General features: G+C 64.9%; 19 protein-coding genes. 7 read left to right on the top strand and 12 right to left on the bottom strand.

What is annotated here, in order from left to right:
• The first annotated feature begins 31 nt into the window (after positions 1-31).
• Complete coding sequence (gene fsrB / locus Q0743_RS32665; protein ID WP_298245528.1) at positions 32-1,321, top strand: siderophore utilization protein FsrB; 1,290 nt, start codon at positions 32-34, stop codon at positions 1,319-1,321.
• An 86-nt stretch (positions 1,322-1,407) separates the two neighbouring features.
• The gene (locus Q0743_RS32660) at positions 1,408-2,223 is read left to right on the top strand and encodes a hypothetical protein (protein WP_298245527.1); all 816 of its coding nucleotides are present in this window, start codon (positions 1,408-1,410) and stop codon (positions 2,221-2,223) included.
• Positions 2,224-2,249: 26 nt separating this feature from the next.
• On the opposite strand, the gene Q0743_RS32655 is transcribed toward Q0743_RS32660, so the two are convergent.
• From Q0743_RS32655 to Q0743_RS32625, 7 genes are read right to left on the bottom strand one after another with little or no spacing between them, the layout of a single operon-like run.
• The gene (locus Q0743_RS32655) at positions 2,250-3,245 is read right to left on the bottom strand and encodes an FAD:protein FMN transferase (RefSeq protein WP_298245526.1); all 996 of its coding nucleotides are present in this window, start codon (positions 3,243-3,245) and stop codon (positions 2,250-2,252) included.
• Positions 3,242-3,814 (bottom strand): nitrous oxide reductase accessory protein NosL, encoded by a 573-nt coding sequence (locus tag Q0743_RS32650; protein ID WP_298245525.1) that lies wholly within the window; start codon positions 3,812-3,814, stop codon positions 3,242-3,244. Before Q0743_RS32650 ends, Q0743_RS32655 begins: the two co-directional genes overlap by 4 nt.
• The gene (locus tag Q0743_RS32645; RefSeq protein ID WP_298245524.1) at positions 3,811-4,638 is read right to left on the bottom strand and encodes an ABC transporter permease subunit; all 828 of its coding nucleotides are present in this window, start codon (positions 4,636-4,638) and stop codon (positions 3,811-3,813) included. Before Q0743_RS32645 ends, Q0743_RS32650 begins: the two co-directional genes overlap by 4 nt.
• Positions 4,635-5,555: an ABC transporter ATP-binding protein gene (locus tag Q0743_RS32640; protein WP_298245523.1), complete on the bottom strand. Its 921-nt coding sequence runs from the start codon at positions 5,553-5,555 to the stop codon at positions 4,635-4,637. Before Q0743_RS32640 ends, Q0743_RS32645 begins: the two co-directional genes overlap by 4 nt.
• A complete protein-coding gene (locus Q0743_RS32635; protein ID WP_298245522.1) occupies positions 5,552-6,910 on the bottom strand; it encodes a nitrous oxide reductase family maturation protein NosD in 1,359 nt (452 codons plus the stop codon). The genes Q0743_RS32640 and Q0743_RS32635 overlap by 4 nt, the downstream gene beginning before the upstream one ends.
• Before the next feature lie 13 nt (positions 6,911-6,923).
• Positions 6,924-8,873: a TAT-dependent nitrous-oxide reductase gene (nosZ, locus tag Q0743_RS32630; RefSeq protein WP_298245521.1), complete on the bottom strand. Its 1,950-nt coding sequence runs from the start codon at positions 8,871-8,873 to the stop codon at positions 6,924-6,926.
• Positions 8,874-8,895: 22 nt separating this feature from the next.
• Entirely contained in the window at positions 8,896-11,199 is a 2,304-nt protein-coding gene (locus tag Q0743_RS32625) for a NosR/NirI family protein (protein WP_298245520.1), read from the bottom strand.
• A 178-nt stretch (positions 11,200-11,377) separates the two neighbouring features.
• Between Q0743_RS32625 and Q0743_RS32620 the strand changes: the two genes are divergently transcribed.
• The 5 genes from Q0743_RS32620 to Q0743_RS32600 all read left to right on the top strand — a co-directional run bounded on the left by Q0743_RS32620 (position 11,378) and on the right by Q0743_RS32600 (position 18,948).
• Positions 11,378-12,253, top strand: coding sequence for a ferritin family protein (locus Q0743_RS32620; RefSeq protein ID WP_298245519.1), 876 nt, complete (start codon positions 11,378-11,380; stop codon positions 12,251-12,253).
• A 477-nt stretch (positions 12,254-12,730) separates the two neighbouring features.
• A complete protein-coding gene (locus Q0743_RS32615) occupies positions 12,731-13,762 on the top strand; it encodes a TRAP transporter substrate-binding protein (protein WP_298245518.1) in 1,032 nt (343 codons plus the stop codon).
• A 15-nt stretch (positions 13,763-13,777) separates the two neighbouring features.
• Positions 13,778-15,667 carry a TRAP transporter large permease subunit gene (locus tag Q0743_RS32610; RefSeq protein ID WP_298245517.1) on the top strand — a complete coding sequence of 630 codons (1,890 nt, stop codon included), beginning with the start codon at positions 13,778-13,780 and terminating at the stop codon, positions 15,665-15,667.
• A 22-nt stretch (positions 15,668-15,689) separates the two neighbouring features.
• Positions 15,690-17,339, top strand: a complete 1,650-nt coding sequence (locus Q0743_RS32605) for an acyl-CoA synthetase (RefSeq protein WP_298245516.1) — start codon at positions 15,690-15,692, stop codon at positions 17,337-17,339.
• Between the two features lie 250 nt (positions 17,340-17,589).
• The gene (locus tag Q0743_RS32600) at positions 17,590-18,948 is read left to right on the top strand and encodes an autotransporter outer membrane beta-barrel domain-containing protein (RefSeq protein ID WP_298245515.1); all 1,359 of its coding nucleotides are present in this window, start codon (positions 17,590-17,592) and stop codon (positions 18,946-18,948) included.
• Between the two features lie 69 nt (positions 18,949-19,017).
• Here the strand turns inward: Q0743_RS32600 and Q0743_RS32595 are convergent, their stop codons facing one another.
• From Q0743_RS32595 to Q0743_RS32575, 5 genes are all read right to left on the bottom strand, one after another.
• Positions 19,018-19,995, bottom strand: coding sequence for a TRAP transporter substrate-binding protein (locus Q0743_RS32595; RefSeq protein ID WP_298245514.1), 978 nt, complete (start codon positions 19,993-19,995; stop codon positions 19,018-19,020).
• A gap of 32 nt (positions 19,996-20,027) precedes the next feature.
• Positions 20,028-21,341 carry a TRAP transporter large permease subunit gene (locus Q0743_RS32590; RefSeq protein WP_298245513.1) on the bottom strand — a complete coding sequence of 438 codons (1,314 nt, stop codon included), beginning with the start codon at positions 21,339-21,341 and terminating at the stop codon, positions 20,028-20,030.
• A 2-nt stretch (positions 21,342-21,343) separates the two neighbouring features.
• Entirely contained in the window at positions 21,344-21,892 is a 549-nt protein-coding gene (locus Q0743_RS32585; protein WP_298245512.1) for a TRAP transporter small permease, read from the bottom strand.
• Positions 21,893-22,104: 212 nt separating this feature from the next.
• Positions 22,105-22,902, bottom strand: a complete 798-nt coding sequence (locus Q0743_RS32580; protein WP_298245511.1) for an MBL fold metallo-hydrolase — start codon at positions 22,900-22,902, stop codon at positions 22,105-22,107.
• A gap of 13 nt (positions 22,903-22,915) precedes the next feature.
• Positions 22,916-23,692 carry a TatD family hydrolase gene (locus tag Q0743_RS32575; RefSeq protein ID WP_298245510.1) on the bottom strand — a complete coding sequence of 259 codons (777 nt, stop codon included), beginning with the start codon at positions 23,690-23,692 and terminating at the stop codon, positions 22,916-22,918.
• Between the last annotated feature and the right edge of the window lie 57 nt (positions 23,693-23,749).

Below are 23,749 nucleotides of genomic sequence, written 5' to 3'. Positions count from 1 at the left end.
CACGAGATAGGCTCTTGATGAGATCCGAGCCATGAGAGCGATATTCGGCAAGCTGCATCGCTGGGCGGGACTGCTGACGGCCGGGTTCCTGTTCTTCTCCGGCATAACAGGCGCGATCATCTCCTGGGATCACGAGCTCGACGACGTCCTGAACGGCCATCTGTTCGACGTCTCGACCAAGGGCCCGGCGATCCCCTCGATCGAGCTCGCCAAGATGATCGAGCAGCGCGATCCCCACGCGCGCGTCGTCTATCTCTTCATGACGCCGGAGGAGGGGCACTCGCTATGGTTCTTCGTGATGCCGCGGATCGATCCCGCGACCGGCAAGCGTTATACTCTGGACTACAACCAGGTCTTCCTCGATCCCAACACCGGCGCCGAGCTCGGCCGGCGCTATTGGGGCGCGGTCTGGCCGGTGACGCGCGAGAACTTCGTCTCGTTTCTCTACAAGCTGCATTACACCATGCACATCCCGGAATTCTGGGGCAGCGACCGTTGGGGCATGCGCGTGCTCGGCGTGATCGCGATCATCTGGACCATCGATTGCTTCGTCGGCTTCTACCTGACGCTGCCATCGCGCAAGCGGGCGAAGGCGGCGCGGGCGACAGCCGTGACGCGCCAGCTCGCGCGCGGCTTCTGGGCGCGCTGGGCGCCGGCCTGGACCATCAAGACCTCGGGCAGCGCCTACCGGATCAATTTCGACATCCATCGCGCCTTCAGCCTGTGGACCTGGGGCGTGCTGTTCATCATCGCCTTCACGGCGTTCTCGCTGAACCTCTATTTCGAGGTGTTCTCGCCGCTGATGAAGATGGTGTCGAACTACACGCCGACGCCCTATGAGCAGCGGCCCTATCGCGATCTCGACGATCCCATCGAACCCAAGGTCACCTTTGCCGAGATCGCAGCCCGCGCGGCGGCCGACGGCAAGGCGCGAGGGTGGACCATCCCGGTCGGCTCGATCAATTACGGCCCGGCCCATGGCGTCTATGCCGCCGCCTTCTTCCACCCCGGCGACGATCATGGCGCCGGCGGCGTCGGCCCGGCGCAGCTCTATTACGACAGCGAGGACGGACGCCCAATCGGCGAACGGCTGCCCTGGGTCGGGACTGCCGCGGACATCTTCGTCCAGGCGCAATTCCCACTGCATTCGGGCCGCATTGTCGGCCTGTTCGGCCGCATCCTGATCTCGATCATGGGTCTCGTGGTGGCCGCGCTCTCGGTCACCGGCGTCGTGATCTGGTGGCGCAAACGCCGCGCCCGGGTTCGCGTGCGCGAGACCGCAGCGGTGCGCTTGAATCGGCAGCTCACGCCGGCAGAGTAGGGCCGGCGCACCCGCCCTTGCGGGTGAACCTCGCCGTAAGGTAAGGGCACAAAGAAGGGAGGTCGCTCCCCGAGTCCGGATATCTCATGAAATCGCTTGCCTTGCTCTGCCTGCTCGTCCTGGCGACGCCTGCTCATGCGGCGACGCCCGAGCAGCGCTATCTCGACCTGCGCGACCGCTACATCGCAAAATTCTCGAAGGCCAAGGAGAGCGATGAACTCTCCAAGCAGCATGACGCAGCTCTGAAGGAGCTGGCAGGCGTGTTGCGCGGCCTGGTGGGGCCGGTCGCGATCAAGGGGCTTCCCGCCGACGGCACGTCGAACGCCGACACGCTGTTCAAGGGAGACTCGGGTTTCGGCCATCTCGACGGTCTCGGCTTCGCCTCCGAAGGCGACAAGAGGCAGGCCGTGGTGACCACCACCGGGCTGCTCAAGCACTGGCTGCGCGAGCATCGCGAGGACGGCATGCCGCAAGAGATCGGCGCGGCCTTCAAATCCGACCGCTTTTATTACCAGGCGATCCAGGACTCCGCCTTCGCCAAATACGCGGAGCTGCCGATTGCCAAGCCCGCATCCGCGAGCACTGTCGCCGCAGTGCTGGGCGTGCGCGGCAATGGCAACCTGAAGGGAGCACCGCAGGAAATCGACGTCGTCGCGATCCAGGGCGACAAGGTCTTCTTCCTCGCCGACACCGACGCCGTGAAGACGGCAGAGATTCCGGCCTGCGAAAAGGTCTGGAAGCAGATGATGGCGAAGAAAGTGCCAGAGGACGCCATGGCCAAAGAGGACCAGGCGATGGACGCCTACACAAAGTGCTTCGCCAAGGAAGCACCGAGCCAGAGCTGGTACGCAGCGGCCGTAAAGAAGGCGCAGAGCCAGCTCGAACTGCTGCTATCGCACTAGCGCGCGCCCGGCACTTCCCTTCGCGGCTACGCCGACAATTCGACCGACTTGCCCGCCGCGTCGATCAGGTGCACGCGGTCGATGTCCACGCGCGGCAGCAACGATCGGATCCGGTCTTCTGGCATCAGGCTGAACGCCGTCGACAAGGCATCCGCCGCAGTCGCGCTGCGGGACACGGTCGTCACGCTGCGATAGCGGTGCGCGCAGCCACCTGATCGCGGATCGAACAGGTGGTTGAAGCGCGCGCCGGGATCGAACTGGCAGCCGTAGCCGCCCGAGGTGGACACGGCGCGGTCGATGATCGGCAGCACCGTCTTCGTCTGCCCCGCCAGGTCCGGATCGGCGACGCCGACATCCCAGGGACGTCCGTCCGGACGCGAGCCGATCGCACGGGCCTCGCCCATGTCGACCAGGCTGTGAGAAATGCCGTTTGCCCGCAGCAGATCGACCACCTTGTCCGTGACATAGCCTTGCGCGATCCCGTTCAGGGTGACCGCCATGCCCTTGGGCATCACGATCCGGTCGCGGCTGACCGACAGCCGGCTGCTGCCGACGCGCGCGAGTGCGGCCTCGATCTCGGCAACCACAGGGCCGGTCGGATCGGCGTCGGCGCGCGCGAAATGGCCGGCATAGAGCTCCCAGAGCGGCTGCACGGTAACGTCGAACAGTCCGCCCGTCAGCGTGGAATAGTGCTGCGCGGCCGACAACAGATCGACCATTTCGACGGCGGGATCGAGCAGGACGCCGGTCCGGTTCAGCGCGACCAGGGCGGACTCGTCGAGGTAAAGACTGAACAGGCGCTCGAGCCGCCGCGCCTCGGCGCAGGCCAGCGAGATCAGTCGCTCCGCCCGGCTGCGGTCCTCGTCGTGGATCTCCAACGTCGCGACGGCGCCCAGCATCGTGCCGCGCCAGGTCGCCGGGGCGACCTCCGCCCGAACAGGATGATTTGGGGACAGCGCGCCAAGGCCCGCTGCCGCCGCGCTGATCCGGATGAAACGTCGGCGCGTCAGGGGGCGCGTCATTGCGTTCTCCTCGGTCGTTCGCCCGGCGGGCCTTCTGTCGTCTCGTCGGCCGCCGCGGCGCCGGTGGCGTTCGCCGACGTCAGGACGTAGTCCCGGGACACCTCGTTGAAGCCGACGATCCTGCCGCCGTTTTCAGCCGTGAACTTCTCCGCCGCCGCCCGCTCCGAGAACGGCACGGCTTCGTCGCCGCCCATGCCGCTCTTGACCCGGCTCTCGATCACGAACAGCGCCTTGCGTGCCTCGATCCAGTTGTCGGCGCCGGGCTTGTCCCAGTCGGGCGCCTTGCCCATGTCGGAGACGTAGATCGCCTGGATGTCCTTGGGCTCGTCCGGCAACATGGTGAAGGCGATGGTGTCGCGCACCGACGAGAACCACACGGGCTCCATCAGGCTCGCGGCGAAGATATGGCCCTTCGGTCCCGGATGCTCGAGCACGTTCATGCCGCAGTAGTGACCGATATCTTCGGCACTCATCCGATGCGGCGGCGGGATCTTCGCGGCCTGCTTCTCGTTACAGCCCGCGAGCGTGAGCGGCACGAGCAGGGCGAGCAGGAGCGTTCGGCGTCTCATAGCTCCCTCCGCGAGAAGGCGAGCGCGGCCAGGGTGAGCGGCAACAGCGTCCAGCCGAGCAGGGCGGTCAGCAGGACCGGGATCGTCAGGGACGTGGTTTGGGCAAGGCCGGCCATGCCGGCGAAGGTGCTGACATTGGCAAAGCCGGTTAAATTGATCAGCCGATAGGCGTCGGTCGGGTTCGCCAGCAGCAAGGCGTTGAGCACGGCGGCCGAGATGCTGCGTCCCTGATCGAGCGCAAGCACGCCCAGCAGCGCCATGTCGTAGATCAGCACCAGCAGCAGCCACAATCCGATACAGATGCCGGCGGCCGTGCCGCGGTCGCGCACGAGCGCGCTGACAAGATAGCCGATTGCGACGAACGCGGCGCCGAGCAGCACCGAGGAGCCCACCATCGCTCCGAAGGCCAGGAGACTATCGTTGTCGATCTGGCTGCCGGTCGCCGCCAGCGCGCCGACCGCCGCGCCGTAGCCGAGGCAGGTCGCAAAGGCGAGAACGGCGAGGTGGCCCAGGAACTTGCCGAGCAGCACCTGCCATCGCGCGACCGGATAGCTCAGCAGCAGCAGCATCGTTCCCCGTTCCATCTCACCGACGATGGCGTCGTGGGAGATCAGAAGCGCGATGAGCGGCACGAGGAAGATCGTCAGGCTCGACAGACTGACGATGACCACGTCCAGGGCGCGTGCGCCGACGTTCCCGGTCGGCGCGCTGCCGAGAAAAGTCAGCGACAGCGCCAGCCCGGCGAGCAGCAGCGTTGCGGCCAGCACCCAGCGATTGCGGATGGCCTGATGGATTTCCTTGGCGGCGATGATCAGGACGTTCATGGCGCCTGCTCCGATTGCCGGAGAAAGTGAGCATAGAGCTCGTCGAGTGTGGGCGGGACCACGTCGACATCCTCGACGGCATTGCCGGCGGCGGTCGCGCGATGCAGCAGCTCGATCTTCCGCTCCGGCGCGGCATCGATCTCGACGATGTGGCCGTTGAGGCGGCGGCAAGTGGTGTCCTGGGGAGCCCAGCCCGGCAGTTCGCTGGGCGCAAGGCCTGCCACCTTGAGACGGATGCGGGTGGGCAGCCGGGCGAGACGACGCAGCTCATCGATCGACCCGTCCGCGACCTTGATGCCGCGGTTCATGATGATGACCCGGCCGGCGCGCTCCTCGAGCTCGGTCAGCGCGTGCGACGACAGCAGCACGGTCGCCCCGCCTGCAGCGAGCCGCGCGATGATGTCGTAGAAGGTCTGCCGCAGCTCCGGATCGAGACCGGTGGTCGGCTCGTCCAGCAGCAGCACGCGCGGCGCGCCGAGCAGTGCCTGCGCGAGGCCGAGCCGCTGACGCATGCCCTTGGAATAGGTGCTGACCCGGCGGCGGCTGGCGGCTCCGAGCCCGACGGCGTCGAGCAGATCGAGGGCCTTGGCCACCGGCTCACGCTTCAGTCGGGCGTAGAAGGCCTGGGTCTCGCGGCCGGTCAGGGCAGGGTCGAAGGAGACGTTTTCGGGGAGGTAGCCGAGCTGGCGCCGGCCCGCGAACTCGCCGGCGGCGGGATTGTCTCCGAGAACCTCGATCGCGCCGCTAGTCGGCCGGATCAAGCCGAGCATGAGCTTCATCAGCGTGGTCTTGCCGGCGCCGTTGTGGCCGATCAAGGCAACGAGCTCGCCCAGGCCGAGCGCGAACGAGGCGCCGCGCACGGCCTCGACGCGGCCATAGGCCTTGGTGACGTCGCTGACGCGTACCGTGCTGGTCATCGCGTTTCCTTCGGTGCAGGGCTGCGCGGCGGCGACACCAGCGGATGGCTGTCGACCACGCCGCCGGGCAGCAGCGCCGGAAACTGCGCCTGCGCCCAGCGGATCACCTGGACGGCCGGGCTGTTGATCAGGACCTTCGCGGCGGGTGCCGTCCACAGCACGCGGTCGATGAGGTCGTTCGGCCGGTATGCCGTATCGGCGATGCCGTCGCCGTTCAGGTCGAACGCCGGATTATCGCTCCAGTAATTGCCGCGCCCGCCGGTCGACCAGTCGAGGTGGCGGGTGCCGACATATTTCACCTGGTTGGCGTTGTTGACGAAGGCGTTGCCGGTGATTTCGTTGCCTTCGGAGCCGGCCGTGAAGTGCACGCCGATGGCGCAGCGCTCGAACCAGTTGTTGCGGAACTTGTTGTGATTGGTGTTGTAGATGAAAACGCATTTCTCCGGGCCGCTCTTGAGCGAGCTCTCCCGTTTCGCCTGCGGGAGCATGCCACGCTCGTCGTCAGGACCGTCTTGCGTGCTCTGCATCGTCGCGTTCAGCGGGCCGCCGATCACCCTGTTGTCCTCGATCTGGGCATAGTTCGCGTAGTTGAACAGCATCCCGTAGTCGCGGTCGTGATCGGAGGAGTTGCCGCGGATCACGAGGCGGTTCGAATACATGATGGCGTAACCGACATGGTTGCCGATCGAAACGTTGCCGCTGATCTCGCTGTCGTTGGTGTACATGTAATGGACGGCAAATCGAACCTGCTTGAAGCGATTGTCAACGAAGCGGTCCTTGCTGCTGGAGATCGAGAAGATGCCGTCCCGCCCGTAGCGGACGACGTTGTTCGCAATGGTGACGTCGGGCGCATTCCACAGCGAGACGCCGTTGCCGGCCTCGCTCATGCGTCCGCCGCGCAGTCCCTCGATCTCGTTACGGACGACCCGGGAGCCTCTGGCGCCGTGCACGTAGATGCCGAACAGGTTGCCCACCAGCCTGACGCCCTCGACCGTCGCGCGTTCGGCCGACTTCTGCAGGAAGATTCCGGAATTCATCGCCTGAAGATCCCGGCCCGAGGCCCGGATCGTCAGACCGCGAATGGTGACGTCGGGCGCGGTGACCGTGATGACGTTGCCGGAGCCGTCGCCGTCGAGCACCGCATCGCGGCTCCCGACCAGTTGCAGGGAGCGGTCAATCCGGATCGAACCGTGATATGCGCCGGGCGCAAGCATAACGACGTCGCCGGCGCGCGCGCCATCCAGCACCGCTTGCAGCGGCTGCCCGGGCACGGCCGTCAACGTCTCCGCTGTGGCGAAGCTGGACAATCCGGCGGCGACCAGCGCCGCCGGAAACATGCGTAAGAGAAGACCCACGAGGTCGCTCCGATCAGACCGATTTCGGCTCGACGAACATCCGGCCCTTCATCTCCATGTGCATGGCGTGGCAGAACCAGGAGCAATAGTACCAATAGACACCCGCCTTGTCGGCCGTGAAGGTCACGGACGCCGTCGCCATCGGCCCGATTTCCATCTGGATGCCGTAGTTCACGATGCAGAAGCCGTGCGTCAGGTCTTCCACGGCGTCGATGTTGGTGACGAACACGGTGACTTCGTCACCCTGCTTGACCTGGAACTGGTCGAGGCCATAGGCGGGGGCGGTTGACGTCATGTAGACGCGCACCTTGTTGCCGTCGCGAATGATCTTCGAATCCGCTTCCAGGTTGATGCCGTCCGCCTTGGCCTGCTTGACCGCATCGGCAAACATCGGATCCGCGCGATCGTAGATCGAGATCGGGTTGATCTTGGAGCGGTGGACGATGGTCGCGTCATGCGGCTCGGCGAAGCTCGGGCCGTCATGCACCAGCTTCATCTGATCGCCCGAAATGTCGATCAGCTGGTCGTTCTCGGGCTTGAGCGGCCCGACGTTCAGGAAGCGGTCCTTCGAGAACTTGTTCAGCGAGATGAGCCACTTTCCATCGGCCTCCTTGGTCTGGCCCATCGAGGAATGGTTGTGACCCGGCTGATAGTGCACGTCGAGCTTCTGAAGGATGGGATTGACCTTCTCACCCTTGAAGGCCCGCTTGGCGAGGTCGATGTTCCACTTGCAGACCTGGCTGTCGAGGAACAGCGTGGTGTAGGCGTTGCCCTTGCCGTCATAGGCCGTATGCAACGGTCCAAGTCCGAGCTCGGGCTCCGCGACGACGACGTCGCGCGGCTTGATCTTGTCGTCGAACAGGTCGTCGAACTTGCGGACGTCCATCACGGTCACGGTCGGCGAGAGCTTTCCGGCCGCCACGATGTGGATGCCGTCGGGCGCGGTGTTCATGCCGTGCGGATTGTTCGAGACCGGAACGTAGCGGGTGTAGGCCGAGCCCTTGCGGCCGTCGATCACGGGCACGCCGTTCATTTCCTTGAAGTCGCCCTTCTTCACGGCCTCTTCGATCCGCTTGATGTTGAAGATGACGACCCAGTCCTGTTCGCTCGCCGTCATCTCGGCCAGGGTGACGCCTTCCTCGCCGTTGTAGCAGGTCGAGAAAGCATATTTGCCTTGGTAGTCGGCGTCGACGTTGTCCAGGTTGCCGCTGACGATGATCTGCCAGGCCACCTTCATGGTGTCGCCGTCGATCGCGCTGAAGATGGAGCGATACTGCTTGGGATCGTCGAGCACCTTGCCGTCGTTGGGCAGCGGCACGCCGTCCTCGCCATTGGCAAACACATAGCCCGTGCGCGGATATTTCTGCACCCGCAGGCCGTGGACCGTGTGCTGGTTCGGCAGCTCGATGATCTTGTCGCACTTCATGATGTCGAGCCGCACCCGCGCCACGCGGCTGTTGGCCTTGTCGTTCATGAAGGCATAACGGCCGTCATAGGTGCCGTCCGTGAACGAAATGTGCGGGTGGTGAAGGTCGCCGTTCATGTAGGTGGTGAGGCCACGCTTCTTCAGGAATTCGCGGGTCGCGGGCTGCAGCCCTTCGGTCAAGACCTTGATGCTTTCATTGGTCTGGCCCCAACCGGTCGCACTGCAACGGTTGAACACCGGAACACGCATCAATTCGCGCATCGAGGGGAGACCGATGATCCGCATCTCGCCGGACTGACCACTCGAGAAGAACACGTAGTATTCGTCGAGCTCCCCGGGGGCGACCTCGGTCTTCTGCACGGCTGGCCGGGCCGCCGGTGCTTTCGGCGCGGCATTCTTGGTCTGCGCGTCGGCCGACGAGACGAAGCCGCCGTCCTTCAGCGCCACTCCGCCGGCCAGGCCCACGCCCGCCGCGGCTGCCGTCGTTCCCAGCACGGTTCGTCGGCTGACGCCCTTTGCCTGCTCGTTCTCGCTCATGATTGCCTCCTCGGCTTCCGGTTCAGTTTGGTGGTGGAGTTGCGACGGTTGACGCCGCGACAGGCTTGCCGCCGGCGGTGATGACGGTCGCGGGACCCTTGCCGCTCGAACGCATCGACGGCGAGGACATGGCCGCGAACTTCTCGCGCTTCAGCCGCACCTGGATCATGTGCGGGCAGCGGTGATCGTCGTAATAGAGTTCCTGACAATGCATGCAGTAGATGCACTCATTGACGTTGATGTGACCCTCGGGATGGATCGACTGCACCGGGCATTCCTTGGCGCAGCGTTGGCAGGGCGAGCCGCATTCCTGCCAGCGTCGCAACCATTCGAAGGTCCGGATGCGGCCCGGGATCGCGAGTGCGGCACCGAGCGGGCAGAGGTAGCGGCAGAAGAAGCGTTCGATGAAAAGGCCGATGACGAGCAGGGCGACGGCATAGGCGACGAACGGCCAGCTCCGCGAAAACTTCAGGATGATCGCGGTCTTGAACGGTTCGACCTCGGCGAACCGCTCGGCCATGTCGACGGAGTAGAGCGACAGGCCGAACAGCCCGAGGAAGATGATGTATTTGATCGGCCACAGCCGTTCGTGCAGCCCCCACGGCACCGTGATCTGCGGCACCTTCAGCCATTTCGCCGCCGTGTTGGTGAGCTCCTGAAGTGCGCCGAAGGGACACAGCCAGCCGCAGAACGGGCCGCGGCCCCAGAACAGAAGCCCGCCGGCCGTCGCGGCCCACAGAATGAAGATCAAGGGCGCGGCGAGGAAGAACTCCCAGTGGAATCCCGTCACCAGCGCATTGGTGAAGGTGACGACGTTGACGACGGAGAGCTGCGCGTTGGCGTACCAGCCGAGCCAGACCAGAACGAAGGCGAGATAGCCACGTCGGACCCAGTTGTAGAGCACGGGCCGGCGCACGAGCAGGTTCTGAAAGAAGAAGATGCCGGTGAGGGCGGCCAGCATGAACGCGGTGATGCCGATCGAGACGGTGCTCGACCGCCAGATCCGCATCCAGAGCGGCTCGTCGGCCTCCTCGGCCGGCGCAGCCGGTGCGGCCGCAGCCTTCACCTGCGAGGGCGGAGGCGCCGCGCTCGCCGGCGCCGTCACGGCCCGCTGCTCACGGCGTATGTAGCTGTCGGGGAGGGTGTAGTTGAGGTCGAAGGTCAGGAACGCCTTGTCGCGGCCGCCGAGGCTCCGCTGCACCAGCAGCTGGATCTGCCAGGGCTGGGTCGGGTCCAGAGTGAATTCGGGAGGCGTGACGAACAGGCCGACTTCCCTGAACTCCGGTGCGCCGGCCGCCTCCAGCGCGCCGAGGCGGGTGTGGTTACGGTCACGGAAGCGGGTGCTGTTGCCTTCCTGCAGGATCTCGATGCGATCGAAGATGCCGCCGCGGACGTAAGCCGATCCTTTGAAGGAGTAGGGGCCGTTGCCGGCGACGATGATCGCCTGCTGCCCGGGCTTCAACCCGTCCTTCAGCCGTCGATAGCCGTCCTCGCCGAGCAGGCTGCGGCCGATCGTCGGCGCGCTGACGAGCGCGGCGTAGAGATCGATGAAGGTCTCGTCGGGCTCGCCCGGTTCGGGGTATTGGCTTGCCGCTGCGTTGCCGGACTTTGCAAAGGCATCGTTGATGTCGCCGATGCCGAGATGAAGCCGGCGGATCGAACCGTCGCCGACCAGAGTCTCCCAGTCGCGGACGTCACTGTTGTCGAGATCGAGCGTCTTGATGACAGGGGGCAGGGCTGCCGAAGCCGCAGCTCCGCCGCCGCCGCCAACGCGACCGCTTCGGATCAGCTTGGACGCCGCGCGAACGATGCTGTCGCCCATCACCAGCACGGTGACGGTTGCCCCGCTCACGATGTCGACCTGCGGCGGCTTCTCCGCGCCAGATGCGACAGGCTTCATGTCCTTCCCGATGAGGCCGTTCACAGCCGCGACGATGCGCGCTTCCGGAATGCCGACCAGCACGATCGGCTCCTTGTGGTCGACGAGCCTGATGCCGGTGATCACGCCCTTCGGATCGATCCCGGCGAGCAGGTGAATGGGTTTGCCGGAGTAGCCGACCGAATTGGCGAAGTCGGAATTGAGGAAGACAAAGCCCTGAAGCTGATCGCCGCGGTATACGGGTACGACGGGCGGATCGCCTTGTGACGGTCCAAAGCGATCCGCTCCCGGAAAGAAATCCGCGGGCGTGATCTTCGGCAGATATGTCGACAAATCACCGGCGGCGCAGGCGGGTGAAATATATGTCAGGCACAACAGCAAAAGGCTGGCGAGCGCGAGCGCTGCACGCCTTGCGAAGGCGGTATCGTCATCCGGTCGCTTCAACATGTCGATTCAAATGCGATCTGCGCGACCAACCGGGCCGCGCGTGCTTTGATATCTTCGTCGATGATTTGTCGCCGCTGACGTGCAAAGCTCATCGCGTACGCCTGAATCTGTCAACCCCGTTGATGAGATTTGTGTTCGCGCCGAACCGGATCGAAACTCTGCATGTGGAGTCCTTGGTATGCCATTCCTACGCACGTCATTGCTCAGTGCTGAGCCCGCGGGTGTATTGGAGTCGCTCGACGAGCTCTTTGCGCTAGCGCATGCAATGGAGCAGGAAGCGGCCAACAAGTACGATTCTCTTGCCGAAGACATGCGCGGGCAGGGCAAGGATGAGCTGGCGGAGGTGTTCACGCGACTGGCCGCTGCCGAGCGCGAGCACGTCGACAGTGTCACGGAGTGGTCGCAATCGCGCCGCGGCAAACGTCCAGATCCCGCCTTGGTGCGCTGGGAGGCACTGGAGACGCTTCCTCCGGACGCCGCCGCCGAGCTCAAGACGTCGCGGCTGATGACGCCGTACCGCGCGCTCGCCACGGCAGTCCGTAACGAGGAGCGCGCCTTCGCGTTCTGGTCCTACCTCGCCGCCTATTCGAAGGACCCCGACATCAAGAAGACGTCCGAGGCGATGGCCAGGGAAGAGCTCCGCCATGTCGCCACGTTGCGGAAGGAGAGGCGCCGCGCCTATCATCACGAGCACGACCGGGGCAGCGCCGAGGCATCGTCAGAGCCGCTGCGGCAAATTGATGCGCGGCGCCTAGAGCTTCGCCTGGCCGCGCAGCTCGACGATATGGAGCAACGCCTGAGCGGTCCGGCCGCAGTCCGGATCCAGGGCATTCGCCAACAGTCGGTCGAGATGGCCGAGGCGGCCGCAGGGCTCGGAAGCTTTCCGGCGTCCATGGAACGCAAAGGCCCGCTGGAGATCGCCGAAGCGCTCGTCGACGGCTACCTCGACGGCGCCGAGCGATCGAGCGACGCGGCCCATCTCGAAAGCCTGCAGCAGCTTGCCGAGCGCGCGATCGCGAGACTGGCCTGGCTGCGATCATTGGCGGCGGAGTGACGCTCGCGGCCGCCGTGCCGGAAGTCCCACAACGACTCGCCCAGATCAGCCGCAGGATCCCAGGACTAGCGAAGCAGACGCGCTAGGGGATGGCGATCCTAGCGCGGCTCGAACGAGACGGGGTCGGCTGGCCGCGTGGAGCCACGGCCTAATTCGTAATTCGCATAAGGTATATTATGGAATATATTTATATACAATCAGATCAATTATTTAGACGAAAATCCTGCCATAGCGCCTTCGCTCACACCGGATTTTCGACCCAGGCCCTGAGCCTCGCCCCGATGCTTGACGGCTACTGTGCATGGGGTTGTTTTTCAAATTTTGCATCCGGCCGATGTCTCCGAAAGCCGATATTGCCGTCACCTTGTCCGGCTGCAATAAGCGAGACTTCCGCGAGATCGCAGATGACCTTCTGACCTGACGTCCGTATAGGTTTGCATCTCAGAACAACAACAAACCTTCCGAGGAAGCAGACCCATGGTCTTTTCGACGCGCTTTTCCCGACGCACGCTTCTCAAGGCCTCCGCCGCGACCGCGGTCCTGGGCGGCCTCAGTGCGCCCCATGTGGCCCGCGCCCAGAGCGCCGAGTTCACCTACAAATACGCCAATAACCTGCCCGACACCCATCCGCTGAACGTCCGCGCCAAGGAGATGGCAGCCGCGATCAAGACCGAGACGAACGGCAAGTTCGACCTCCAGATCTTCCCGAACAACCAGCTCGGCTCCGACACCGACATGCTGAGCCAGATCCGCTCCGGCGGCGTCGAGTTCTTCACGCTGTCCGGCCTGATCCTGTCGACCCTGGTGCCGGCGGCGTCCATCAACGGCATCGGCTTTGCGTTCCCGGACTACGACACGGTCTGGAAGGCCATGGACGGCGATCTCGGCGCCCATGTCCGCGGCGAGATCAAGAAGGCCGGCCTCGAGGTCATGGACAAGATCTGGGACAACGGCTTCCGCCAGACCACGTCGTCGAGCAAGCCGATCACCGGTCCCGACGACCTCAAGGGCTTCAAGATCCGCGTGCCGGTGTCGCCGCTGTGGACCTCGATGTTCAAGGCGTTCGACGCGGCGCCCGCCTCGATCAATTTCAGCGAAGTGTATTCGGCGCTGCAGACCAAGATCGTCGAGGGTCAGGAGAACCCGCTGGCGATCATCTCGACCGCAAAGCTGTACGAGGTGCAGAAATACTGCTCGCTGACCAACCACATGTGGGACGGCTTCTGGTTCCTGGCCAACCGCAGGGCTTGGGAAAAGCTGCCGCAGGACGTGCGAACCATCGTCGCCAAGAACATCAATGCCGCGGCGATCAAGGAGCGTGAGGATACCGCCAAGCTCAATGCCAATCTGCAGCAGGAGCTGGCGACCAAGGGTCTGACCTTCAACCAGCCCGCCGTGGCGCCGTTCCGCGACAAGCTCCGCACCGCCGGCTTCTATGCCGAGTGGAAGGGCAAGTATGGCGATCAGGCCTGGGACCTCCTGGAAAAGGCCGTCGGCAAGCTGTCGTAACGCGTCGGGGCCATCATGGCTCATGTCGAGATCGAGGTGATCGAAGTGGCGGGCGAGGTGACTGTTCAGTCCCCTCGCCGACCTTCGTTGCTGGCTCCGCTCGAGCGCGTGCTCGGTCTCTTCGTCGAAATCCCGGCGGCGATCCTGGTCGTCGCCGAGATCGTGATCCTGTTTGCCGGCGTGGTCGCGCGCTACGGCCTGCACCGGCCGCTGATCTGGTCGGACGAGCTCGCCTCGATCCTGTTCCTGTGGCTTGCCATGCTGGGCGCAGCGGTCGCATTCCGCCGCTCCGAGCACATGCGCATGACCGCGGTCGTCGCCAGCGCGCGGCCGGCCATGCGGGCCTATCTCGATCTGGTCGCGACCTCTGCGGCCCTGGCGTTTCTGGTCCTGATCGTCTGGCCGGCCTGCGACTACGCCTATGAGGAAAGCTACATCACGACGCCGGCGCTGCAGATCTCCAACATGTGGCGCGCCGCCGCGCTGCCGGCCGGCATCGGCCTGATGGCGGCCTTCGCCTTGCTGCGGCTAGTGCGCGCGGCCGATTGGCGGATGGTCGGAGCCGCTGTCGTCAGCGTCGCCGTCATCATCGGCCTGTTCTGGCTGGCGGAGCCCTCGCTGCGGCCGCTCGGCAACCTCAACCTCGTCATCTTCTTCGTCGGCGTCGCCGGCTTCTGTGTCTTTGCCGGCGTTCCCATTGCGTTCGGCTTTGGCCTTGCGATCTTCGGCTATCTCGCGCTGACCACGCGGACGCCCGTGATGGTGCTGGTCGGGCGGATGGACGAGGGCATGAGCCATCTCATCCTGCTCTCGGTGCCGCTGTTCGTATTTTTGGGGCTTTTGATTGAAATGACCGGCATGGCGCGGGCCATGGTGGCGTTCCTGGCGAGCCTGCTCGGCCATGTCCGCGGCGGCCTGCATTACGTGCTGGTCGGCGCCATGTATCTGGTTTCCGGCATTTCCGGCGCCAAGGCCGCCGACATGGCGGCCGTCGCGCCGGTGCTGTTTCCGGAGATGAAGCAGCGTGGCGCCAAGCCCGGCGATCTCGTCGCGCTTCTGGCGGCGACGGGCGCCCAGACCGAGACCATTCCGCCGAGCCTCGTGCTGATCACGATCGGCTCGGTCACCGGCGTGTCGATCGCCGCCCTCTTCACCGGCGGCTTACTACCCGGCGTCGTGCTCGCGATCACGCTCTGCATGCTGGTGTGGTGGCGCTACCGCCACGAGGACATGAGCCATGTTCGCCGCGCCACCGGCAGCGAGATCGGCAAGACCTTCATCGTCGCCCTGCCCGCGCTCGCACTGCCTTTCGTGATCCGCTATGCCGTGGTCGAGGGCATCGCGACCGCCACTGAAGTCTCCACCATCGGCATCGTCTATGGTGCCCTGGTCGGCCTCCTGGTCTACCGCCGCTTCGACTGGCGGCGGCTGTTTCCGATGCTGGTCGAGACCGCGGCGCTGTCGGGCGCCATCCTCTTGATCATCGGCACCGCGACCGGCATGGCCTGGGGCCTGACGCAATCCGGCTTCTCACGCTCGCTGGCCGCGGCCATGACCGGACTGCCCGGGGGAGCTGCAACCTTCATCGCCGTGTCCATCCTGGCCTTCACCATTCTCGGCAGCGTGCTGGAAGGCATTCCGGCAATCGTGCTGTTCGGGCCGCTGTTGTTTCCGATCGCGCGGGCCGTCGGCGTGCACGAGGTGCACTATGCCATGGTGATCATCCTCGCCATGGGCATCGGACTATTCGCCCCGCCCTTCGGCGTCGGCTATTATGCCGCGTGCGCCATCGGGCGCGTCGATCCGGCCGAGGGCATCCGGCCGATCTGGGGCTATCTGCTGGCGCTGCTGGTGGGATTGATCGTCGTCGCGATCTTCCCCTGGATCTCGATTGGATTCCTTTGAGGCGTTTTGACGGAGGGTGTCGATGAGTGAGCGGCAGAACCAGTACGATATCGGCCTCGACAAGACCCCCGCCAATTACGTTCCGCTGAGCCCGCTGAGCTTCCTCGCGCGCAGCGCAGCCGTCTATCCCGATCACGTCAGCACGGTCTACGAGGGCCGCAGCTTCACCTGGGCGCAGACCTATGAGCGCTGCAGGCGCTTTGCGTCCTGGCTCGCCGGCAAGGGCATCGGCGTCGGCGACACGGTCGCGGCGATGCTGCCGAACATCCCGGCGATGAACGAGGCGCACTTCGCCGTGCCGATGGCGGGCGCCGTGCTCAACGCGCTGAACATCCGCCTCGACGCGCCCTCGATCGCGTTCCAGCTCGACCATGGCGGCGCGAAGATCATCCTGGTCGATCCGGAATTCTCCGGCGTCATTACCGATGCGCTGGCGCAGATGACGGGCCCGAAGCCGTTCGTGGTCGATGTCGACGACGCCTCGTTCAAGGGCGGCAGCCGTATCGGCGAGATCGAATATGAAGCGGCCGTCGCTCAAGGCGACCCGAGCTTCGCGGCGATCCCGCCGAAGGACGAATGGGACGCGATCGCGCTGAGCTACACCTCGGGCACGACGGGCAATCCCAAGGGCGTCGTCACCCATCATCGCGGCGCCTACCTCAACGCCGTCAGCAACATCCTCGCCGGCAATCTCGGCCAGCATCCGGTCTATCTCTGGACGCTGCCGATGTTCCACTGCAACGGCTGGTGCTTTCCCTGGACCATCGCGGCCGCCGCCGGCATCAATGTCTGCCTGCGCAAGGTCGAGCCGACCAGGATCTTCGAGCTGATCAAGGCGCACGGCGTCACCCACATGTGCGGCGCGCCGATCGTCTACAACACGCTGATCAACGCGCCCGATGCGCCGAAGGGCAATGCCGCGCGCCGCGTCGTCGGCCTGATCGCCGGCGCCGCGCCGCCGGTGGCGGTGCTGGAAGGCGCCGAAAGCATCGGCATCAAGCTGACCCATGTCTACGGCCTGACCGAGGTCTACGGCCCCGCCTCCGTTTGCGCCGAGCAGCCTGGCTGGGACGAGCTTCCGGCGGCCGAGCGCGCGCGCATGAAGCGCCGGCAGGGCGTGCCCTACCCGCTCGAGGAGCGCGTCACCGTCATCAATCCGCAGACCATGCAGGAGGTGCCGCGCGACGGCGAGACCATCGGCGAGGTCATGTTCCGCGGCAACATCGTGATGAAGGGCTATCTGAAGAACGACAAGGCTACGCGGGAAGCCTTCGAAGGCGGCTGGTTTCATACCGGCGATCTCGGCGTGCTCGACGAGCACGGCTATGTCATCATCAAGGACCGCTCCAAGGACATCATCATCTCCGGCGGCGAGAACATCTCCTCGGTCGAGGTCGAGGATATTCTCTACAAGCACCCGGCCGTGCTGTTCGCCGCCGTGGTCGCAAAACCCGATCCGAAATGGGGCGAAGTGCCTTGCGCCTTCGTCGAGCTGAAGGACGGCGTCAGCGCCAGCGAAGCCGACATCATCGCCTTCTGCCGCAGCCACATGTCGGGCTTCAAGACGCCGAAGGCCGTCGTGTTCGGACCGATTCCGAAGACCTCGACCGGCAAGATCCAGAAATTCCTGTTGCGCAGCGAGGTCGGGTCGGCGAAGGCGATCACGGCCTGAGCTCAGTCCGAGCTCAGACACAATCAGAAACACAAGCTGCATGTCCGCGGCAAAGGTGCGTCGCCCGAAATCGTTTACGGGCCTACGGCGATATCGGGACACGGCAGGAAAAGATTGGAAAACGTTAGAGACGCATTTACGATTCCACTTCACCGGAATCGCTGATTCCAGATGATTCGCCGCGCGGGCTGCGCGGCTGGCGACCGGTGCGGTTGGGGCGCTTCATGCGGTTGGTGTCGTGAGCACGGACGTGCGTGTGCGTCTGGCGCTGCTGCTATTGGCGGCCGGCCTGCTGTTGCCGGAGGCTGCCGCAGCACAGACGGCGCGCGAGTTCGGTGCGTTTGCCGGCGCGCAGGGGTTTGGACCTGGAGGTCAGACTGCCCAGGGCTTCAACAGTCTCGCGGGCCCCTATGGCGGCCCGCCGGCGGCCCTCCCGGGCGCAGCGTTCGGCAATGGCGGCGGTGGCGGCATGCAGGCGGCCTTTGGCTGGAATGGCGAGCCGCCTGGCTTCGCCGGCGCAGCGCGCTTCGGTCCGCAGCAGGCCTTTGGCGGCGGGGCGGACCGGACCGCGCAACCGGAGACGGCCCAGGCGACATTTCTGGCGATGACGCAATTCACGCAGACCCTGCTCGATCCCGCCATCGATGGGCGCGGCGTCGGACCCGCCGGCGTCGATGCAGAACTCGCGGCCTACGCCGACATCGGCAACGAGCCGACGCATGGCGGGATCGGACGCGAGGCCTATGGAGCGATCTACGGAAAACCCTCGCTTGCGGCACCGCAATGGCGCGTCTGGGCAGCCGGCTTCGGCGGCTCGCAGGTGTCGACCGGCGGCAGCGGATCGGCCAGCCGGAGTTTTGGCACGGTGGCCGGGGCGGACTATGCACTCTCGCCGCAGACGCGCATGGGCTTTGCCCTCGCCGGCGGCGGCACCGGCTTTGCCAATAGCTTCTCGAGCGGCCGCTCCGACCTGTTTCAGGCTGGCGGCTTCGTCAGGCACGCGGTCGGATCGGCCTATGTCACCACCGCGCTCGCCTATGGCTGGCAGGCCATCACCGGCGACTATCAGGTTACGCCGGCCGGCACGGACCCGCTCAACGCGGCGATCAACGCCAACGCCTATTCCGGCCGCCTCGAAGGTGGTTATCGTGTCGCCGTGCGCTGGCTTGGCATCACGCCCTATGCGGCCGCGCAGATCACCAGCTTCCACCTGCCCTCCACTGCGGCACAGCCGGCCGCCTCGGGAGCCGACAGGTTCGCGGCAGCGCCCGGTAGCAGTAGCACTGGCTTCACCGACAGCCGCACCGAGCTCGGCCTTCGCACGAGCACGTCGCTTGCATTGTTCGGCAGCGTGCTGAACCTGCGCGGACGGCTCGCCTGGGCGCATGATTTCAGTGCGGGGCAATCTGTTCCGGCGGCGTTCCAGGCCTTGCCGGGCCAGGGATTTGTCGCCAGCAGTGCGGCCTTGGCGCCGAACGCGGCGCTGGCAGGCGTTGCGATCGAGTTGCGCGACCTCAACGGCTGGTCCGCCACGGCCAATTTTGACAGCGAAGTGTCGGAGCTGGTGCGCTCCTACACCGGCAGGGCCACGCTGCGTTACGCCTGGTGACCCCGCCTCGAAATCGAAGGACCAACTTCCGCCGGCTCCGGAAGGAGCCGGGCGAAAGGCGGCCCGTCTTTACATCTTCTTGTAGGCGTCGACGATCGCCTGGCCGTCCGCCCCGGCCTTCTTGAGCCAATCGGCCGTGAGCTGTTCGCCGATTTTCTGGAAGCCGGCCTTGAGCGCCGGGCTCGGCGGCTCGACGGTCATGCCTTTGGCCTTGAGCTGGTCGATGTACCAGGTGCTCTTGTCCTGCCAGGCCTTCCAGCCGCGGGTTTCCGCCGTCGCAGCGGCCTTCAAGATGGCCTCCTGGGTCGGCTTGTCGAGCGCCTCGAACGCAGCCTTGTTGACGAACGTGTAGTCCTTGGGAATCCAGGCCTGCACGTCATAGAAATATTTGAGCGACTCCCAGGCCTTCGCGTCGTAGCCCGTGCCGCCCGACGACATGAAGGAATTCACGACACCGGTCGCAAGCGCCTGCGGCAGTTCGGCCGCCTGGATCGTGACCGACTGCGCGCCGACCAGCTCGCCGATGCGCGCGGTTCCGACGTTATAGGCTCGCCATTTCAGACCCTTCATGTCCTCGATCGTGGCGAGCGGCTTGTTGACATAGACGCCTTGCGGCGCCCACGGCACGACGAACAGCAGCTTGAGACCTTGCGCGTCGAGCTTCTTGGCGATCGCAGGCTTGGAGGCCTGATACAGCTTCATCGCGTCCGGGAAGCTGGTCGCCAGGAACGGCACGACGTCGATGCCGAACAGCGGGTCCTCGTTCTCGTGGATCGAGAGCAGCACCTCACCCATCTGCGCCTGCCCGGTCACCACGGCGCGCTTGATGTCCGGCGCCTTGAACAGCGAGGCGCCGGGATGCACCGTAATCTGGAGCTTTCCGGACGTCGCGGCTTCGACGTCCTTGGCGAAGGCGACCAGGTTTTCAGAGTGCGGGTTATCCGCAGGATACCCGGCCGGCAGATTCCATTTGGTTTGGGCCAGGGCGGGCGTTGCAGCCGCCACGACACCCGCGATCAGCGATGCGCGGAATAAACGAGAGATCATCGGACTTCTCCTCACTGTCAATTTGAATACGCTCAGTCTGGGAAAGCGAGCTTGGGCAGGAACATCACGATCTGCGGATACTCCGTGATGATGAACACGGAGGCGAGCAGCAGGACGAAGAACGGAAACGCCGCGCGCGCGACGGTGAAGGTGTCGCGCCCGCTCATGTTCTGCAGCACGAAGAGATTGAAGCCAACCGGCGGCGTGATCTGCGCCATCTCGACATGGATGATGAGATAGACGCCGAACCAGACCAGGTCGAGACCGGCCTGCCTGACCATCGGCAGCACGATGACGGCGGTCAGCACGATCATCGAGATGCCGTCGATCAGGCAGCCGAGGATGATGTACATGATGCTCAAGTAAAGCGCGAGCATGCTCGGGGTCAGCTGCTGCCCCTGGACCCAGGTAGCGAGTGCGGCCGGAATACCCGTATATGCCATCGCCGCCGTGGTGTAGGCCGCGCCTGCCAGGATCAGCATGATCATGCAGGTCAGGCGCGTCGCGCTCATGATGCTTTCGAGGAAGTTCTTGCGCGTGAGCGTGCGGCTCCACCACGCCAGCAGCAGCGAGCCGGTAACTCCCCATGCGGCGCATTCGGTCGCTGTCGCAAAGCCTAGCACGAGCGATAGAAAGACCGCCAGGATCAGCAGCAGACAGGGCGCAAGCCGCGCCGACTCGCGCAGCTTCTGCCGGAACGGCATCGGGGGATCGCGCGGCGGAACCTTGTTGGGATTGAGCAGCGACCAGATGATGATGTAGCCCGAATAAAGCACCATCACGAGCACGCCCGGCAGGAAGCCGCCGAGGAAGACCTGAAGCACGGAGACATTCGCCGTGACGGCGTAGACCACCATGGGAATCGAGGGCGGGATCAGGAGCCCGAGCGTCCCCGAGCCTGCGAGCGAACCCAGGCTCAAGCCTTTGTCGTAGCCACGCTTGTCGAGTTCGGGCAGCGCGATCTTGCCGATCGTTGCGCAGGTTGCGGCCGACGAGCCCGAGACCGCCGCGAAGATGCCGCAGCCGATCACGTTGACATGCGTCAGGCGCCCGGGCAGCCACTGGACCCATGGCGACAATCCCCGGAACATCTCTTCCGACAATTTGGTGCGGAAGAGGATCTCCCCCATCCAGATGAACAGCGGCAGCGCGGCCAGCGTCCACGACGAGCTTGCGCTCCAGGTCGTGGTGGCGAGCACGGCGCCGAGCGGCAGGCTGGTCGTCAGCGCCATCGCCACGAAGCCGACGAGCCCTAGCGAAACCGCGATCCAAACGCCGCTTCCCAGCAGCAGGATCATGACGCCGAGCAGGATGAAGGAGAGCTCGATCATGCCGAGATTGGCCATGGTCAACCTCCGCCGCCCTGCGAGATGCGTTCGACGAATTCCTCCGGCGTCTCGTCCGGCGAACCCTGCTCGTAGCTCGGCCGGTTGCCACTGACGACGCTGATCATTTCATCGACGAGTGCGATCGACAGGATCGCAAGACCGCCGGCGAAACCGAGCTGCGGAATCCAGAGCGGAAGCGCGACCACACCCTGCGCCACATCGTTGAAGCGCCAGGAATCGTAGGTCATCTGCGCGGCATAGCGGGTGAAATAGAGAATGAAGGCGGTGGCGATACCGAGCGCCACGATCTCCGCGATCTGCTTGGTCCGCCCGTGCAGACGTTCGAGCAGCAGGCCGACGCGGATCATCTCTCCGCGCTTGAACGTGTGGGCAAGGCCGAGGAACGCCATCGCGGCCATGCACCAGGACGCGAAATCGTCACCGGCGGGAATGTTGACCGCAAACTGGCGCCCGACCGACATGACCATCATGATTGCGAAGATCGCAACCAGGAAGACGCCGGCGGCGTAGCCTGCTCCAAGATAAAGGAGGTCCAGAGCGCGGCGCACCAGTCCCCCAGCCTTTACGTCGTCCCCTGCCACACCATCCCCATCATCACACGAGGCGTTTCAGCCGGCCCGGCGATCACATATCGCTCGCCGCCGATCCTGCCTCAATATCGCCCTTGGCCAACGCCTGTCTTTCAGACGTTAGATCAACATGATGGGGCCGATGCAAGCAAGGACTATGCCTGCGGTGCGGCGGAATTTCTACCGCAGGTTCAGTGCGTCTCCAGCCGCAGCCCGTCATAGGCCGGCACCACGCCGGCGGGGAGCGACTGCCTGATGACCTCGTAATCGACGTCGGCGGTCATGTTGGTGATGACGGCACGTTTCGGCTTGAACCGTTCGATCCAGGACAGCGCGTCGTTGATGCTGAAATGGCTGACATGGTTGGTGTAGCGCAGGCCGTCGACGATCCAGAGATCGAGATTCTCCAATGCGCCCCAGCTCTCGCGCGGGATATCGTTGAGGTCGGGCGTGTAGGCGGCATCGCCGATGCGATAGCCGAGCGCGGGAATGGCGCCGTGCTGGACCAGGAAGGCCGTCATCGTCACCGCACCGCCCTTCCCCAGGATGATCTGGCTTTCGCCTGCCTCGATCGAATGCCGCGTCAGGATCGGCGGGTAGTCGCTGCCCTCCGGCGAAATGAAGCAATAGGAAAACCGCGCCATGATGTCCTTGGCGGTCGACTGGTTGAAGTAGGTCGGGATACGGCGGCGCATATGCATCACGACCGAACGCAGATCGTCCATGCCGTGGGTCTGGTCGGCGTGCTCGTGCGTCAGGAACACCGCGTCGATGTGGTCGACATTGGTCGCGAGCAATTGCTCGCGCAGATCCGGCGAGGTGTCGATCACGATGCGTGTGGTGCCGTGCTCGGAGCTCCGCTCCACCAGCAGCGAGCAGCGGCGACGGCGATTCCGGGGATTGTTGGGATCGCAGGCGCCCCAGCCGAGCGCCGGGCGCGGTACACCGGCGGAGGAGCCGCAGCCCAGGATCGTCAGCGTCAGCGTCATGCAGCTCCCAATTTCAAGCTTTCACCTTCGAGAACAGGCGGAAGAAATTCTCGGTGGTCTGACGCGAGACTTCATCGAGCGACACGCCACGCGTCTCGGCCAGCACCTTTGCGACCTCGACCACATAGGCCGGCTCGTTGCGTTTGCCGCGGAACTTGCCCGGCGCAAGATAGGGCGAGTCCGTTTCGACCAGGATGCGATCGGATGGCAATTCGGCCGCAAGCGCGCGCAAGGCTTCCGACTTCTTGAAGGTCAGGATTCCCGTGAAGCCGACATAGAGCCCGAGTGACACCGCCTTCAGCGCCAGCTCGCGACCGCCCGTGTAACAATGCAGCACGGCGCGAAACGATCCCTTTGCCGCCTCGTCCTCCAGGATGCGGGCGCAGTCCTCGTCGGCTTCGCGGGTGTGGATCACCAGCGGCAGGCCGGTGGCACGGGCGGCGGCGATATGGGCGCGAAAGCCCCTCGCCTGTGCCTCCGGCGAGCCGTTGTCGTAGAAATAGTCGAGCCCCGCCTCGCCGAGCGCGACGACCTTGGGATGCGCCGTCAACGCAACCAGCTCGTCCGGCGCGATGCCGTCCTCCTCATCCGCATTGTGCGGATGAGTGCCGACCGAGCAGTAAACGTCGTCGAACCGCTCGGCAATGGCGAGAAGCTGGTTCAGCTTTCGCACCCGCGTCGAGATCGTGACCATGCGGCCGATGCCGGCCGCACGCGCCCGCGACACGATCCCGTCGAGATCATCAGCAAAGTCCGGAAAATCCAAATGGCAGTGGCTGTCGACCAGCATTCCCGAGTGTCGCCTTCCAAGAAACCTGAGGGCGGCCGCACCTGCAGTTGCGACCTT

This window comes from uncultured Bradyrhizobium sp. (genome assembly GCF_936943645.1).
Classification (GTDB): Bacteria; Pseudomonadota; Alphaproteobacteria; order Rhizobiales; family Xanthobacteraceae; genus Bradyrhizobium.
Note: the sequence above shows the minus strand (reverse complement) of the source record. Positions and strands in the feature narration are given on the sequence as shown.